This is a genomic window from uncultured Clostridium sp. (genome assembly GCF_947072515.1).
Taxonomy (GTDB): Bacteria; Bacillota; Clostridia; order Clostridiales; family Clostridiaceae; genus Clostridium.
The window spans coordinates 1-14,975 of the sequence record NZ_CAMTIG010000030.1; the positions used below are offsets into that span (position 1 = coordinate 1).

Below are 14,975 nucleotides of genomic sequence, written 5' to 3' on the forward strand. Positions count from 1 at the left end.
AACCCCTGATACCACCGTGAAAGGGTGGTGTCTTAACCGCTTGACCAAGGAGCCAAATTTTTGTTTCAGTCTTGCGTTTCACTACTGCGTCCCGCTGACCACATAGACTATATTACATAAAATAATTTTAAGTGTCAACACTTTTTTCAAAAAATATTTTTTTTTTTGATTTATTACTTTACTCCACATGTATATATTACACTCTAATGCTCCTATTTTCAAGGATTATACCCATTTTTTAAATTTAAGATTTTTTTTAGTTCTTTTCTTTGAAATCCTTCCTTACTCTTTATTCAAAGGCGTTTATTTTATTTTTTTATAAAAAAATCTATGATTCTACATTATTATTTTGGGCATTTTCTCAAAAAAATTTCTAATTTTCTTCTTTTTCGCTAATAATTTTAAATAAACATAATACTACTTATTATATTCCCTACTAAAATATTTTTATTAAAGCTATATATTTTTATTTAAAAAAGTATATACTCTTTTTTATGATAGAATTTACATATATATTTTTATTTTAAGGAGAACTTTAATATGATTTATCACGAATTAATTATAGTTGGTGGTGGCGCATCTGGTCTTATGTCTGCAATAATTGCAAAAGATTATGGAATAGATGTTGCTATAGTTGAAGGAACTGATCGTGTAGGTAAAAAAATTCTTACTACTGGTAATGGACGTTGCAATATCTCTAATGCTTCTATTGGATATCCATTTAAAAATTATCATAGTAATGTAGATAAATTTTTTATTCCTACATTAAATAGATTTTCTGTAGATGAAACTAAAAATCTATTTCTTTCATTAGGATTACCAATTACAAAACTTGAAAATAGCAAATTATATCCACAGTCACTTCAAGCTTCATCTGTTGTGGATATTTTAAGAATGAATTTAGAAGAAAAAAATATCCCCACTTATACAGATTGCAGGGTAAAATCTATCCACAAAAAGAAAAACTTTATTTTATCCACAAGTAATGATGATTATAAAGAATTTTCTTGTGCAAAAGTTTTAATGTGTTGTGGAGGAAAATCTGCTCCTAAAACTGGATCGGACGGAACTTCTTATAAGCTATGTGAAGATTTTGGTCACTCTTTAGTTAAACCTGTTCCTGGAATAGTTCAACTAAAGCTAGACTATGCACATTTAAAGGCTTTATCAGGTATTAAATTTGATGGAAGAATAAATGTTTATGGAAATAAACAACTTTTAAGAAGTGAGGTTGGTGAAGTATTATTTACCGATTATGGAATTTCAGGACCACCAATATTACAAATTTCATCAACAGCTTCAAGAGCTTTAGCTCGTCACGAAAATGTTACTATTGAAGTTGATATGATGCCATTTAAAGATAAAGAAACTGTGGAAAATGATTTCTACACTCATTTTGCTATGTTTTCTACAAGGAGTATTTCAAATTCACTTATCGGAGTTATCAACAAGAAATTAATTCCTACTCTTTTAAAGGATTGTGGAATATTTAATATTCATACTCCTTGTTGTGAATTGGAATGGCAAGAACAATCGAATTTAATAAATAAAATGAAATCTTGGACATTTAACTGTACTGGAACAAAAGAATTCCAAGGTGCACAGGTAACTGTAGGTGGAATTGATGTTAAAGATATTAATCCGGAAACCTTAGAATCTAAATTAATCGAAGGTATGTATTTTGCTGGAGAATTTATTGATGTAGATGGAGATTGCGGCGGATTTAATCTTCAATGGGCTTGGAGTTCTGCTTTTAATGCAGCAACTTCTATAAAAAACATTCTAAATAAATAATGGGCGCGGTAGCGCCCAATTTTTATCTTTTTTCCCATTCAATTTCAAGAAGAGTTAATTCTTCTCCATCTTTATTAGTTATTTTATGAAGAGTTCTAACTTTTCCGTCTTCATCATGTTTTATTTCTGCTGCGACATGAATTCTATCTCCATAACTAACTTCTTTTTCAAATAGAATTTTTATTCTTTTTAATTCTAGTTTTCTAATAATTTCTTGAGGAACAGATTCTAACGCCCATTCTACATACTTAACATTATTTACATGAGTATTAGAGTCTATGTCACTATATCTAATTTGAAATTCTTTATAAAAATCTTCTTTTTCAATTTTAGATACTTTATCCATTTCTTTAACTTTTTCTAAATCACCATCTGCTCCATACATTTTATATTGCTCTGGTAATATTCTCATAGGTCTTCTTTTTGCTATGTTTATTAAGAAAAATAAAGCTGTCGCTTCTGCAATAAGCTCTCCATTTTGATCTTTTATAACATAATCTCTTAATGCATAGAACTTTTTAAACCCTGCAGGCATTGTCGTAACATTTAAAACGTCTCTATATTTAGGATATTTATGTATTTTTATATCATACTTATAGAAAACCCATCCTGCTCCATTTTCTAATTGATACTCTATTGTATCTCCTACTGATTCTGCATGTGAGTTTCCAACATCACATAAAAAATATACTAATGAAGCCACTCTGCATCTTAATTTATAATCAGCATCTCTATATAAAACTTCATACTGCTTAGTAAAGCTATTATCCATACTTTTCACCTCTAACTTTTTTAATACATATTCTAATTATATCAATAAATCTTAAAAATATATCAATTCTTTCTTTATTTAACTTAATATTAAAAAAACTTTTCCCATAAATTTTTTCTATTTTTATATGTTTTTAGCTATTTCTATTAATTTTAAACCTTTTAAATCAATAAGATATCTATTTGCAAAATTATTCTCTATTATCTTAATACTCTCTCTATTTCTCTTATGTTCTTTGCGACATATTTTATGATATTCCCCATACCATTACAGTATATTTTTTGCGACATAAACTATGTCTTCCTCTGTAAATCGCGACACCATTTTTAGCGACACCGCACCTTAAAATTTGCTTTAGTTTATTATGTCGCGTCATTATATCTATGTCTCATTACCATCTTTGCGACACAACTTTCCCGCGACACTCTTTGCAATATATTATACGATAGGTATTCAACATGGCTGTCTCATTCTCTTTTATCTCATTTAATGACTTTATGTGTCACTTGTCGCGTTTTCTTTTGCGACAATAATTATTTCATCATCTCATGTGTCACACTCACTTGTTGAGTATTCTTTCCACTGAACATCACCTTACTTATTGGATGTCGCTTTATGTCGCAATGTTTTTATTGGTATATATCTCGCTATACTTACTCAATTTAAGACATTAATTTTATCGTTTCACTTTAATTCTTTTCACTTTATTTTATATGTCGCACTATAATGTTTCTTTATTTCTAGTCCTATGAATTATTTTATTATTTCTCTTCTTGTTCTAAAAAGCCTTTATCTATTGCTCCAATTCTAAGTTTCACAAAGAAAAAAAGTGTCGCAAATGCGACACTTTGAAATTATTTTTTATTTAAAGCTTCAATTAACGCTTCTACGTTAATTCCGTGAACTTCTGCAGCTTCACCAATACTTTCCGCTTGAGCTGATGGACAACCAACGCATCCCATTCCAAAAGCCATTAATACTTCTGCTCTTGTTGGATCCATTTTGATTACTTCACCAATTGTCATATCTTTAGTTATCATAATTTTCACCTTCTTCAATATGTATTATTACATATTTATTTTGATATAAAAATTATATTTTATACATTTTCTAAAGTCAAGCTTCTTTGTCGGAATTAAAGTGGTTTAACTCTCATAGTTTGATCTCTTTTTGGTCCTACTGAAACAATTGAGATTCTAGTATCTGTGAATTCTTCTATTCTTTGAAGATATTTCTTAGCATTTTCAGGTAACTCTTCGTAGCTTCTTGCATCTGCTACGCTATCATCCCAACCATCAAACTCTTCATATACTGGTTTACATTCTGCTAAATCTTCTAAACTAGCTGGGAAGTAATCTATCACTTCTCCATTGAATTCATATCCTACACAAACTTTGATTTTATCAAGTCCTGCTAATGTATCTATTTTTGTTACAGCAAGTGAAGTTAATCCACTAACTCTAACAGTTGTTTTTAATATTACTAAGTCTAACCATCCACATCTTCTTGATCTTCCTGTAGTAACTCCATATTCATGACCTTTTTCTCTTATCCAATCACCAGTTTCATCTAGTAATTCTGTTGGGAATGGTCCTTTACCAACTCTTGTAGTATAAGCTTTTGCTATACCAACTGCATTAGTAATCATTGTTGGTCCTACTCCTGATCCACTAACAACTCCACCAGCAGTAGTGTTTGAAGATGTTACATATGGATATGTTCCGTAATCTATATCAAGAAGCATTCCTTGTGCTCCTTCAAATAATACATTTTTATCATCTTTTATTGCATCATAAACTTTAACTGAAGTATCTTTTACAAATGGCTTTAATCTTTCACCAAATTCTAAGTACATTTTTAAAGTTTCTTCAAAGCTTTCAGCTTCTCCACCTAAAACTTTTGTTATATAAGCATTTTTAGCTTCTATATTTTCTTTTAATTTTTCTTCAAAAACATGTGGGTGCATAAGATCACAAATTCTTAAACCACATCTTTCAACTTTATCTGTATAACAAGGACCTATTCCTTTTCCTGTAGTTCCTATGTCATTTTTTCCTCTTGCTTTTTCTTTTAATATATCTAAAGTCTTGTGATATGGCATTATTAATTGTGCTCTATCACTGATCACTAATTTCTTTGGTGTAACTTTAACTCCAACACCTTCTAAGTACCCTATTTCTTCAAATAATGCTTTAGGATCAACTACAACTCCATTACCTATAACATTAACTTTATCATCATATAATATCCCTGATGGTATTAAGTGAAGTTTATATTGCTTATCTCCAACTTCAACAGTATGACCTGCATTGTTTCCTCCTTGGAATCTAACAACTACATCTGCTTCTTCAGCTAGATAATCAGTCATCTTTCCCTTTCCTTCATCTCCCCATTGAGCTCCTAATACTATAAATGCTGACATTATATTGCCTCCTTTAGACTAATTGAATAATCTTTGTTTATTTTTTGGAGTAGTTTATATCTTTATTATTTGCAATAATTTTAAATATAAACCTTATTTGGATTTTTATCTCCCCTAACAATATTATCAAACTCATAGTTCAAGGTCAACAAAAAATCGAATGTTTTTTTATTTAATCTTTTAAACATTCGTATAATTGTTTAAAAAGAAACTCATAGAATTTTTAAAATTCTATGAGTTTCTTTAAGAGGAGTCCGTCTATGTGTGTTTGTTTGTGTGTTTAATATATTTAACTCTTTAAATATTAATGTGTTTTGTAATTGATACTGATTATCATTACCTTGATTTTAGTATAATTTATTTTCTTTTTCTTGTCAACACTTTAATTACATATTTTTAGATTTCTCAGCACATTTATCTATTGCACTTATCATTGTGTTTCTTATACCTTTTTCCTCTAGTTCTGCTACTGCTGCTATTGTAGTTCCTCCTGGAGAACATACCATATCTTTAAGCACTCCTGGATGCATTCCTGTCTCTAAAACCATTTTAGCTGATCCTAGAACACTCTGTGCTGCCATTTTGTATGCCTTATCTCTAGCAATACCTAGTTTGACTGCTCCATCAGCCATAGCTTCTATTATCATAAATATATATGCTGGTGATGATCCACATAACGCTATAAATGCATGAAAATCCTTTTCCTCTAAAATTTCATATTTCCCAAATACATTAAATATTTCACATACTTCTTTTAAATCATCTTCCGAAACATTATTATTTGGACAAATTGCTGACATTCCTGCTCCTACAAGTGCTGGTGTATTTGGCATAGTTTTTATTATCTTTTCCTCATCACCTAAGTATTTTTCTAAATCACTCATATTTATACCAGCTGCAATACTTACTATTATTTTTCCTTTTAAATCTTCTTTTATTTCTTCTATTACTTCCTTATACATATAAGGTTTAACAGCTAAAAATATAATATCTGTATTTTTTGCTACATCTTTATTGTTTTCTTTTCCTACGACACCGTATTTTTCTTCTAAGTTTTTTCTAGATTCCTCTCTCTTTGTTGAAACTAATATATTGCTAGGTTCTATAAACTTATTTTCTACTAAAGAGCCAAGCATTGCCCCTCCCATATTTCCACAACCTATAAATCCAATTTTTTTATTCATATTACTTCTAATTAGTATATTTTTATACTAATTAATTCACCCCTTTCCTTAATTTCTTTTTTTCTAATTATACTATCTTTTTATCTTAACCAAACTATATCATTAAATATATTTTTATTAATTTAAGCTTGTTTTTTTGATAATTTAATCAAAACTAAGCTTATTCTCCTCCTTTTTATCAATCAATAATATTTTTTCCATTCTTCTTAGTAGTTTTGATATATTGCTTTTCTTTTATTAATTTTATATAATGAGCATTAATTTAATATCACTTTATTAAATTTTTAATTTAATTAAACTTTATAGTGATTATTTTGAAAGAAGGTGTTTTTATGGGATTTTTTGATAGAATTCATAATGTTGTTGAGGCAAAAGCCAATGCATTCATTGATAAATACGAGGACCCTATTGAACAATATGATTTAGAAATTAAGAAAAGTGAAGATCAACTTAAACAAGCTAAAATTGAGTGTGCTCCTTTACTTGGTTCTCTTAGAACAAAGCAAAGTGAAATTTCTAAATTAAAAGAAGACATTACTCAGTATGAATCTGGTATTAGAAAAGCTTTATCTAACAATGATGAAGAAAAAGCTACTAAATTCTTAGTTAAAAAGAAAGATCTTGATAGTCAATTATCTGATGCTGAAAATAATTATACTAGTTTAAAATCACAATGTGATACTATTCAAAATAATATTAGTACGCTTGAAAAAAGACTTTCAGATTTAAAAACTGATAGAAATAAATTAGCAGCTGAATATGAAACAGCTAAAGCTCAAAAAAGAGTTGCTGAAACATTCTCTAATATTGATACTACAAACAGTAATAGTAGCATTAATAGATTTAGAGAAAAAGTTCAAAAAGAAAAAGAAACTGCTGATGGTTTAACTATGTTTAACGAAGCTTCTCAAAAAGATTCTGTTGAAAATGAATTAAATGATTATTTAAAGGATGCTAACCCATCTGCTGAATCTTTAAAATCTGAATTAGATAAATATAGATAATAAAAAAGCAACTCTATAAAGAGTTGCTTTTTACAATAAGATTATCTTAGAAAGGATTAATTATGCTTGAAATATTAAATACTGAGTTAGATAAAGTACGTTTTCTTCAATCATCTCTTCAAGAAAAAATTTATAAACAAGAAGATTTATTAGGTGTAGACGAGTTATCTAAAAGAATTTATTTTAATAGATCAAATTCATTAAACGTTTATGCTAATGAATTATCTGATATAAAACTAACTATTAAACAAAAAAAATCCGGATTTTTAGGAATGTTTAAAGGTGCCTCTGAGGAAAAATCTAGATTTACTGAAGCTGAACAAAAGTATGGTAATGATGTAAAAAGACTAAAACTTTGTAATGATTGTCTTTGCTCTTCATGTATGTTTGAGTGTCCATTAAAAGGTTGTATTCTTTGTACACCTAAAAAAAAGGTTATAGCTTGTAATAAAAAAGATGTAGTTATTTTTGATAAAGAAGGAACTATAACTTTATTTGATAATGATAGAGGCTGTGACTCTACTTTTAATGTAAAAGGACTTATTTATGTAAAACAACTTGATAACACTTATTTATATTTAACTGATGTTAATGATATAGAAAATGAACAGTTAATTGGATATAAAGAAGATGTACGTGGTTTAGAGAAGTTTATGCCTTTATCTCAAAAAGAAATAGACTATGTTTATAATCTATACCTACAATTAGTTAAATAGCTTTAGAGGAGATAATATATGAAACTTTTACGGATTAAAAAAACCTTAATACTTCTTTTAGTAACTTTTATTATATTTCCTGGCCTATTAGCTTGTGCAAGTCCTTTTAGCCATAGCTTTAGTTCTTCTGGCTCTGGAAGCGGATTCTCAAGTGGTCCTTCTTCCCATAGCTTTAGTTCTTCTAGCTCTGATGAAGAATCCTCTTCTAGCGGATCTAGTAGCTCATATGGTAGTGGAGGTTACTCTGGTAGTTCTAGTAGCTCTAGTGGAGCAGCAAGTGCTTTAGTGGGCGCTGCATTAGGATATATGATGGGACATTCTAATCGTAATAACTATAATAATTATAATAATTCATATTCAAATATGGGCGGTAGTTACGGTTCGTATGTTTCTAGATACACACTTTTTACTAAAATTATAATTCTAGCTTTTATAATTCTTTTAGTTATAGCAATAATTAGAAGAGGATCTAGACGTAGATAATAAAATGGGACTGCTAAAGCAGTCCCATTTTATTATCTTCTTATTTATTCTCCACCATGAATAGCTTCATAGTTAGCAAATTTACTGTATTGTCCAAGCCAAGCTAATTTTATTGTTCCAACTGGGCCGTTTCTTTGTTTTGCTATTATGCATTCACCAGTATTTTTTTCTTCAGTATCTTTATTATAATACTCATCTCTATACAAGAACATAACAACGTCAGCATCCTGTTCTATTGATCCTGACTCTCTAAGGTCAGATAACATTGGTCTATGGTCTGCTCTTTGCTCAGGAGCACGTGAAAGCTGTGATAATGCTATTACAGGACATTCCATTTCCTTTGCTAAAGCTTTTATAGATCTTGATATTTCTGATACCTCTTGTTGTCTATTATCAGATCCTGATGAACCTGACATAAGTTGAAGATAGTCAATCATGATTAAATCTATCCCATATTCCATTTTAAGTCTTCTGCATTTAGAACGCATTTCCATTACAGTAACCCCTGCAGTATCATCTATATACATTTTAGCCTTAGATAGAGGCCCTGTAGCCCTTGCTATCCTATCCCAATCATCTGGTTCTAGATTACCTGTTCTAAGCTTAAGCATGTCGATATTGGCCTCAGAACATAATAGTTTATAAGCTAACTGTTCCTTAGACATTTCCAGAGAAAATATAACTACACTTTTACCCTCTCTAAGGGCTGCATATTCTGCAATATTTAGAGTAAAAGTTGTTTTTCCCATTGATGGTCTTGCTGCAACAAGAATCATATCACCTTTTTGAAATCCAGATGTTTTATCATCTAAATCCTTAAATCCTGAACTTACTCCTGTTACTTCACCCTTGTTATTATATAATCTCTCTATTTCAATGAATCCTCTTTCAAGAACTGTTCCTAGTGATTCAAAATCATTAGTACTTCTCTTTTCTGATATATCAAAGATTCGTTTTTCAGCTTTATCTAATACACCTTCAACTTCATTTTGCTTATTATAACTCTCTTCTATTATTTCATTAGATGCTCTTATAAGCTTTCTTAAAGTGGCTTTTTCTTGCACTATTTGTATATATGAAGAAAGGTTTGCTGTAGTTGGAACTGATACTGATAACTCTGTAACATATGTAACTCCACCGGCTCTTTCAAGTACATCAGTAGATTTTAAATATTCTAAAACTGTAACTAAGTCTACAGCCATATCTCTTTTAAACATTTCAACTATTGATTTAAATAGAACCTTATGGCTATCTCTATAAAAATCGTCCTCTTCTAGCTTTTCAGCTGCGGGTGCTATTGCATTTCTTGATATTAACATTGACCCTAAAACTGATTGTTCAGCTTCTACACTTTGAGGTAAAGTTTTTGCTATTGGTGCTTCCAATTCTCTCCCACCTTTCATATACTTTTGTATTTCACTTTACTATTATATATAAAATGTCAATTAACTAACAACCTTTAAATAAATTTTTCCTAATAAATTTTTCCTAATAAATTTAAAACAAAGATGCTATAAAATGAATCATGTCATCTTATAGCATCCCCTTAAATATTTCTTAGAATACTAATTCTATTATTTCCTCTATAGCGCTAACTGATTTAACTTCTATATCAGTAAGTCCTTCTGGAATATCTTTTTTATTATCTTCTGGAACTAGTACAAGGTTTATTCCTTTTCTTCTTGCTCCATATATTTTTTCAAAGATTCCTCCAACAGGTTTAACCTTACCTCTTAAAGATATTTCCCCGGTAATAGCTAAATCTTGTCTTAATGGCTTACCTAATAAAGCACTAATTATACATATTGTTATTGCTGCTCCTGCTGATGGTCCATCAATATTACCACCACCAATTACGTTAACATGTATATCAAAATCTCTTATATCTTTATCAGTTATTTTTCTTATAACCGATGCAGCATTATAAACTGAGTCTTTAGCCATACTACCAGCAGTTTCATTAAATCTTACACTACCAGCACCTTTTTTCTTAGCTTCAAAAACAGCTGTTTCAATCTCAATAGTTGATCCTAAGAATCCACTAACACCTAATCCATATATATGACCAACTTCTTTTTCTATACTATCTGTAACTATTTCAAAAGGAGAATATCTTCCTATTGAAACTACATCTTGAACATCTTTTAAAGTTATCTTTAATTTTTTAGGTTTAATTCTTCTCTTATATAATGCATATCCATAAGCATCTGTTAAAATATTTACAGCTTTTCTTCCTTCTATAGTATATCTACTAATATATTCAGGAACTGTAGCTTCTAAAGAAACTTCTAACTTTCTAGCTGCATTCTTAACTATATCTTGAATATCTTTTACTCCTAAAGGTTCAAAATACACTTCCGTACATCTTGATCTTAACGCAGGATTTATATCCTTTGGTTCTCTAGTTGTAGCTCCAATTAATACAAAATCAGCTGGTGCTCCTTTTTCAAAAAGATATTTTATATAAGCTGGAGTCTTTTCATCATCTGGATCATAGTATGATGATGAGAATTCAACCCTCTTATCTTCTAATACTTTAAGTAATTTATTTTGAAGAATATTATCTAACTCACCAATTTCATCTATAAATAGAACTCCTCCATGAGCTTCTGTAACTAGCCCTGGTTTTGGTTCTGGAACTCCTATATCAGCTAAATCTCTCTTACTACCTTGATATATAGGATCATGTACTGATCCTAAAAGAGGATTTGTTATTTCTCTTGGGTCCCATCTTAAAGTTGTTCCATCTACTTCTACAAACTTTGATTCATCATCAAAAGGTGTGAATTGAAGCTTTCTAGCCTCTTCTAATGCTATTCTAGCAGCAGTAGTTTTACCTACCCCTGGAGGTCCATAAAGAATTATATGTTGTGGATATGGAGATGATAGTTTAGAAATTAATGATTTTATAGCTCTTTCTTGCCCCATGATTTCTTTGAAAGAATCTGGTCTTAGGAAGCTCATTATATTCTTACTAACTGCTCTATTATCTAACGCTTCTAATTCTTCTAACTTCTTTTTAGTTTTTGCATTTTCAGTGCCTTTTTCTTTTTTAAGTATAGATAATCTCATTTCATCAATATACTTTTCTTGCTTTTCCATTATGGCTCTTTCAACTTTTGTTTCAATTTCTCTTTGAACATACTTTTTAGCTAGTTCTTCTGAAATCCAAACAATAGTATCTTCTAATACCTCTTTTATTTTATCTTCTGGAGGTATTACTTCAATTCCTGCTCCATCTGATGCTATCATATTAATTGCATATGCTCTTTCAGCTAACTTATTAGACTCCACATAACTCTTTAGCTTATGTCTTACTGTTCTAGCTCTAATAGCACCTTCATCTAATACATTTTTTAATATATCATTTAAAACATTAATCTGTGCTTCTATTGGCAGATCTCCACCTACAACACCTTGCAAGAAATTAATTTGTTCATCTATTTTCAAAGTTATTCCTCCTTATGCTTTTGGAACAATAATAACCTTCATTTTTGTTGATACTTCAGGATATAATTTAACTTCTACTTCATATCCTCCTGCAACTTTTATTGTATCCATAACGATTTTTTTCTTATCTATGTTTACTTTGTATACTTTATTTATTTCTTCTGCTACATCTTTGCTAGTTATAGCTCCAAATAATTTTCCGCTGTCTCCAACTTTACCTTCTATCTTAACTTCTTTTCCTTTTAATTCAGAAGCTAATTTTTGAGCTGCTTCTATTTCAGCAAGCTTTTGCTTTCTTTCATTTTCTTTTTGGTTGTTTAGTATGTGTAAGTTAGAATCTGTTGCTTCCTTAGCTAATTTCTTTGGAAATAAGAAGTTTCTTGCATATCCGTCTGATGCATTTATAACTTCACCTTTTTTACCTATTTTTTTAACATCTTGTAATAATATTACTTTCATGTTATTCACCCACCTTTAAAAATTTTTTTATTGCGTCATTTAACATTACTAGAACTTCATCTACGCTCTTATCTGCTATTTTAACACCAGCCATGTTTAAATGTCCACCTCCACCGAGGCTTTCTAAAACTATCTGTACGTTAATATCACCTATGGATCTTCCACTAATGTATATATCTCCATTTATATTGCAAACAACAAACGCAACTAAAATTCCCGTTATATTTAATAGTTCATCAGCAGACTTTGCTACAATAACTGTATTACTGTTTTCTGGTGCTACTGCAACCGATATATGATTTTCAATAACTGCAGATTTTATAGTTTCTGCAATTTGAATAAATTCTTCTAAGTTATCTGTAAATAATTTTTTAACTTCTGTGGTTTCTGCTCCCATTCTTCTTAAGAATGATGCTGCATCAAAAGTTCTGACTCCTGTTTTAAAGGAGAATCCTTTAGTATCCATATAAATACCTGCTAGAAGCCCTTCTGCCTCTTTTACAGGAATACTTGGTTTATCTAATATATATTGTATAATTTCTGTAATCATTTCTGATGTTGATGATGCATATACTTCAATATAATTTAAAAGAGCACATTCAACCATATCTGCACTTCTTCTATGATGATCTATAATTACTTTTCTATTTGCACTTTGAACAAATTTAAGATTTCCAACGTAATTTTTATTGTGAACATCTACTATTATTACTAATGATTTATCAGTTATCTCTTCATATGCTTTTTCATAATTCATAAATAAATTTTTATATTCTTCTTTACTTTTAACTTGACTTAAAAATGGTTCTATAGCATATGTGTCTGTTCCTAGTACTATTGAACATTTAGTTCCTAACTTTTTAACTATTCGTGATAACCCAAATCCAGCTCCAAAACAATCCATATCCGGATTCTTATGTCCAACTATAAAAACTTTATCACTTTCATATATAAGTTCTTTTAAAGCATGAGATATTACTCTAGCTCTTACTCTAGTTCTTTTTTCAATTTCCTTACTGCTTCCACCAAATATTTTTATCTCTTCAGTACTTTTTACTACCGCTTGGTCTCCACCTCTTCCTAAAGCAAGTTCCTTTGCAATAACAGCAAGTTTATAATTTTCCTTAGGTGTTAATCCACCTTTTCCAACTCCAATACTTAATGTTATCTCTAATTTATTTCCTTTTGATATTCTAGATATTTCATCTAATATATTAAACTTAGATTCTATTTCCTCATTTAAATATTTTTCTGAAACAGAAAGAACATATTTATTTTTATCATATTTCTTTATCATTGCCTCTATTCTGCTTCCATATGCATTAATTTTTTGCTCTATCTCTGCAACTATATGAGGTCTTATCTCTTCATCAACGGTATCTAAAGCTTCGCTTATATTATCAACTTCTATTAATACAACGCCCTCATTAGTATTATCTACTTCTACAAGTTCACTAATATCATTAAAATATATTAAAAATAAATCCTTGTTTGACTCTATTCTATTCGAATATATATCATATAGCCTACTATTTAATTTAAGCCTTTGATGTGATTCTTTTGTTGACTCCCTTATTTTTTCGAAGTCTATCCCTCTTGCAATACTTAGAATACTTTCATCTACAAAAGTATCACCTACTTTTAATTGCTTCATGCTAAGATTATGCCAAATAACTCGTCCTGTGGTATCAATAAGTACTACTGGCGTCATTAAATTAGCAACATTATCATATATAGCTTTGTCAATATCTTTGATAAGCGCCTGTTTATCATCTTCTTTTTTTAGTAATACATTTAACTGGTATATATTATCTACGACGTATAATGCAAAGAATATTATTGCTATTATATTATAATTTAATACTACTGCAATTATTGCTGCTAAAAGTAATAAAATAGGCCTCATCATTTTTTTGATAAGTACTTTTAGTTTCATATTTCCTCCTGATTTTTTATTGGTCCATCCTATTAGAAATATACCTTTTTAGCTTACTTAAACTTTTTCCTTCTTTTTCAATTTCATCTTCTGTTCTTATTCCTATATCTAGTTTCTCCTTAATTTTATTATCAATTCTAGATAATGAATAACCAAGCTTATCCGCTAAAACGTATAAAGTTATAATAGCTCCAGACAAACAGTCTATTATGGACTCTTCTGCCACGTTACTTCCTCTTGTAAGTAACACGTATAAATCACCAATTAATTTTATAAGTTGAGCCTTTAACCCTTCGATTATTCTCACACTTCCCATAATATTTAAATCTTTTCTTTTCATAAATATTTCACCCCATTTTAACCCTGTATGTATATTTTAATTTTTTTCTATTATTATTGCAAGAATATAAAACAATTTATGTTAAATTTGTTATTTTTTTACTTTTAATAACATAAAAAAAGCATGGTTCGCACCATGCTCTCAAAATTATTACTATTCAGTTGTGAATGGTAATAATGCTATGTTTCTAGCTCTCTTAACTGCTTCAGTTAATTGTCTTTGATGTTTTGCGCAAGTTCCAGAAATTCTTCTTGGAAGTATTTTTCCTCTTTCTGTAACGAACTTTCTTAACTTAGCGATATCTTTGTAATCTATAGAATCTGCTTTGTCAACACAGAAAGCGCAAACTTTTCTTTTAGATCTTCTCATTCTTCCTGATCTTCTATTATCTTTGCTCATTGCATTTGCCTCCTTA

General features: G+C 29.6%; 15 protein-coding genes. 4 read left to right on the plus strand and 11 right to left on the minus strand.

Annotated elements, in window-relative coordinates; translation table 11 throughout:
* Positions 1–540 precede the first annotated feature (540 nt).
* Entirely contained in the window at positions 541–1,794 is a 1,254-nt protein-coding gene (locus tag Q0W06_RS11735; protein WP_297635595.1) for an NAD(P)/FAD-dependent oxidoreductase, read from the plus strand.
* A gap of 22 nt (positions 1,795–1,816) precedes the next feature.
* Here Q0W06_RS11735 and Q0W06_RS11740 read toward each other — a convergent pair whose 3' ends face one another.
* The 5 genes from Q0W06_RS11740 to proC all read right to left on the minus strand — a co-directional run bounded on the left by Q0W06_RS11740 (position 1,817) and on the right by proC (position 6,172).
* Positions 1,817–2,566, minus strand: coding sequence for an acyl-ACP thioesterase domain-containing protein (locus Q0W06_RS11740; protein WP_297635598.1), 750 nt, complete (start codon positions 2,564–2,566; stop codon positions 1,817–1,819).
* A gap of 247 nt (positions 2,567–2,813) precedes the next feature.
* Positions 2,814–2,942: a hypothetical protein gene (locus Q0W06_RS11745; RefSeq protein ID WP_297635601.1), complete on the minus strand. Its 129-nt coding sequence runs from the start codon at positions 2,940–2,942 to the stop codon at positions 2,814–2,816.
* Positions 2,943–3,420: 478 nt separating this feature from the next.
* The gene (locus Q0W06_RS11750; RefSeq protein WP_297635603.1) at positions 3,421–3,606 is read right to left on the minus strand and encodes a DUF1858 domain-containing protein; all 186 of its coding nucleotides are present in this window, start codon (positions 3,604–3,606) and stop codon (positions 3,421–3,423) included.
* 95 nt (positions 3,607–3,701) lie between these two features.
* A complete protein-coding gene (locus tag Q0W06_RS11755) occupies positions 3,702–4,988 on the minus strand; it encodes an adenylosuccinate synthase (protein WP_297635606.1) in 1,287 nt (428 codons plus the stop codon).
* A gap of 386 nt (positions 4,989–5,374) precedes the next feature.
* Positions 5,375–6,172, minus strand: a complete 798-nt coding sequence (gene proC / locus Q0W06_RS11760; RefSeq protein WP_297635609.1) for a pyrroline-5-carboxylate reductase — start codon at positions 6,170–6,172, stop codon at positions 5,375–5,377.
* 332 nt (positions 6,173–6,504) lie between these two features.
* Here proC and Q0W06_RS11765 point away from each other — a divergent pair, with 332 nt between their 5' ends.
* The 3 genes from Q0W06_RS11765 to Q0W06_RS11775 all read left to right on the plus strand — a co-directional run bounded on the left by Q0W06_RS11765 (position 6,505) and on the right by Q0W06_RS11775 (position 8,375).
* Positions 6,505–7,176: a PspA/IM30 family protein gene (locus Q0W06_RS11765; protein WP_297635612.1), complete on the plus strand. Its 672-nt coding sequence runs from the start codon at positions 6,505–6,507 to the stop codon at positions 7,174–7,176.
* 62 nt (positions 7,177–7,238) lie between these two features.
* Positions 7,239–7,892 carry a hypothetical protein gene (locus tag Q0W06_RS11770; protein ID WP_297635615.1) on the plus strand — a complete coding sequence of 218 codons (654 nt, stop codon included), beginning with the start codon at positions 7,239–7,241 and terminating at the stop codon, positions 7,890–7,892.
* 18 nt (positions 7,893–7,910) lie between these two features.
* A complete protein-coding gene (locus Q0W06_RS11775; protein WP_297635618.1) occupies positions 7,911–8,375 on the plus strand; it encodes a hypothetical protein in 465 nt (154 codons plus the stop codon).
* A 44-nt stretch (positions 8,376–8,419) separates the two neighbouring features.
* Here Q0W06_RS11775 and Q0W06_RS11780 read toward each other — a convergent pair whose 3' ends face one another.
* The 6 genes from Q0W06_RS11780 to rpsR all read right to left on the minus strand — a co-directional run bounded on the left by Q0W06_RS11780 (position 8,420) and on the right by rpsR (position 14,959).
* The gene (locus Q0W06_RS11780; protein WP_297635620.1) at positions 8,420–9,760 is read right to left on the minus strand and encodes a replicative DNA helicase; all 1,341 of its coding nucleotides are present in this window, start codon (positions 9,758–9,760) and stop codon (positions 8,420–8,422) included.
* Positions 9,761–9,932: 172 nt separating this feature from the next.
* Positions 9,933–11,825: a Lon family ATP-dependent protease gene (gene lonC, locus Q0W06_RS11785; RefSeq protein ID WP_297635623.1), complete on the minus strand. Its 1,893-nt coding sequence runs from the start codon at positions 11,823–11,825 to the stop codon at positions 9,933–9,935.
* Positions 11,826–11,837: 12 nt separating this feature from the next.
* Complete coding sequence (gene rplI / locus Q0W06_RS11790; RefSeq protein ID WP_297635625.1) at positions 11,838–12,284, minus strand: 50S ribosomal protein L9; 447 nt, start codon at positions 12,282–12,284, stop codon at positions 11,838–11,840.
* A gap of 1 nt (position 12,285) precedes the next feature.
* Complete coding sequence (locus Q0W06_RS11795; RefSeq protein WP_297635628.1) at positions 12,286–14,220, minus strand: DHH family phosphoesterase; 1,935 nt, start codon at positions 14,218–14,220, stop codon at positions 12,286–12,288.
* Positions 14,221–14,236: 16 nt separating this feature from the next.
* Positions 14,237–14,560 carry a MazG-like family protein gene (locus tag Q0W06_RS11800; RefSeq protein ID WP_297635631.1) on the minus strand — a complete coding sequence of 108 codons (324 nt, stop codon included), beginning with the start codon at positions 14,558–14,560 and terminating at the stop codon, positions 14,237–14,239.
* 153 nt (positions 14,561–14,713) lie between these two features.
* Positions 14,714–14,959: a 30S ribosomal protein S18 gene (gene rpsR / locus Q0W06_RS11805; RefSeq protein WP_002599159.1), complete on the minus strand. Its 246-nt coding sequence runs from the start codon at positions 14,957–14,959 to the stop codon at positions 14,714–14,716.
* Positions 14,960–14,975 lie beyond the last annotated feature (16 nt).

Coding starts and splice junctions, on each gene's coding strand:
- Q0W06_RS11765 (WP_297635612.1), top strand. CDS start 6,505: ATGGGATTTTTTGATAGAATTCATAATGTTGTTGAGGCAAAAGCCAAT.
- Q0W06_RS11745 (WP_297635601.1), bottom strand. CDS start 2,942: ATGACGCGACATAATAAACTAAAGCAAATTTTAAGGTGCGGTGTCGCT.
- rplI (WP_297635625.1), bottom strand. CDS start 12,284: ATGAAAGTAATATTATTACAAGATGTTAAAAAAATAGGTAAAAAAGGT.
- Q0W06_RS11770 (WP_297635615.1), top strand. CDS start 7,239: ATGCTTGAAATATTAAATACTGAGTTAGATAAAGTACGTTTTCTTCAA.
- rpsR (WP_002599159.1), bottom strand. CDS start 14,959: ATGAGCAAAGATAATAGAAGATCAGGAAGAATGAGAAGATCTAAAAGA.
- Q0W06_RS11800 (WP_297635631.1), bottom strand. CDS start 14,560: ATGAAAAGAAAAGATTTAAATATTATGGGAAGTGTGAGAATAATCGAA.
- proC (WP_297635609.1), bottom strand. CDS start 6,172: ATGAATAAAAAAATTGGATTTATAGGTTGTGGAAATATGGGAGGGGCA.
- Q0W06_RS11775 (WP_297635618.1), top strand. CDS start 7,911: ATGAAACTTTTACGGATTAAAAAAACCTTAATACTTCTTTTAGTAACT.
- Q0W06_RS11795 (WP_297635628.1), bottom strand. CDS start 14,220: ATGAAACTAAAAGTACTTATCAAAAAAATGATGAGGCCTATTTTATTA.
- Q0W06_RS11750 (WP_297635603.1), bottom strand. CDS start 3,606: ATGATAACTAAAGATATGACAATTGGTGAAGTAATCAAAATGGATCCA.
- Q0W06_RS11740 (WP_297635598.1), bottom strand. CDS start 2,566: ATGGATAATAGCTTTACTAAGCAGTATGAAGTTTTATATAGAGATGCT.
- Q0W06_RS11755 (WP_297635606.1), bottom strand. CDS start 4,988: ATGTCAGCATTTATAGTATTAGGAGCTCAATGGGGAGATGAAGGAAAG.
- Q0W06_RS11735 (WP_297635595.1), top strand. CDS start 541: ATGATTTATCACGAATTAATTATAGTTGGTGGTGGCGCATCTGGTCTT.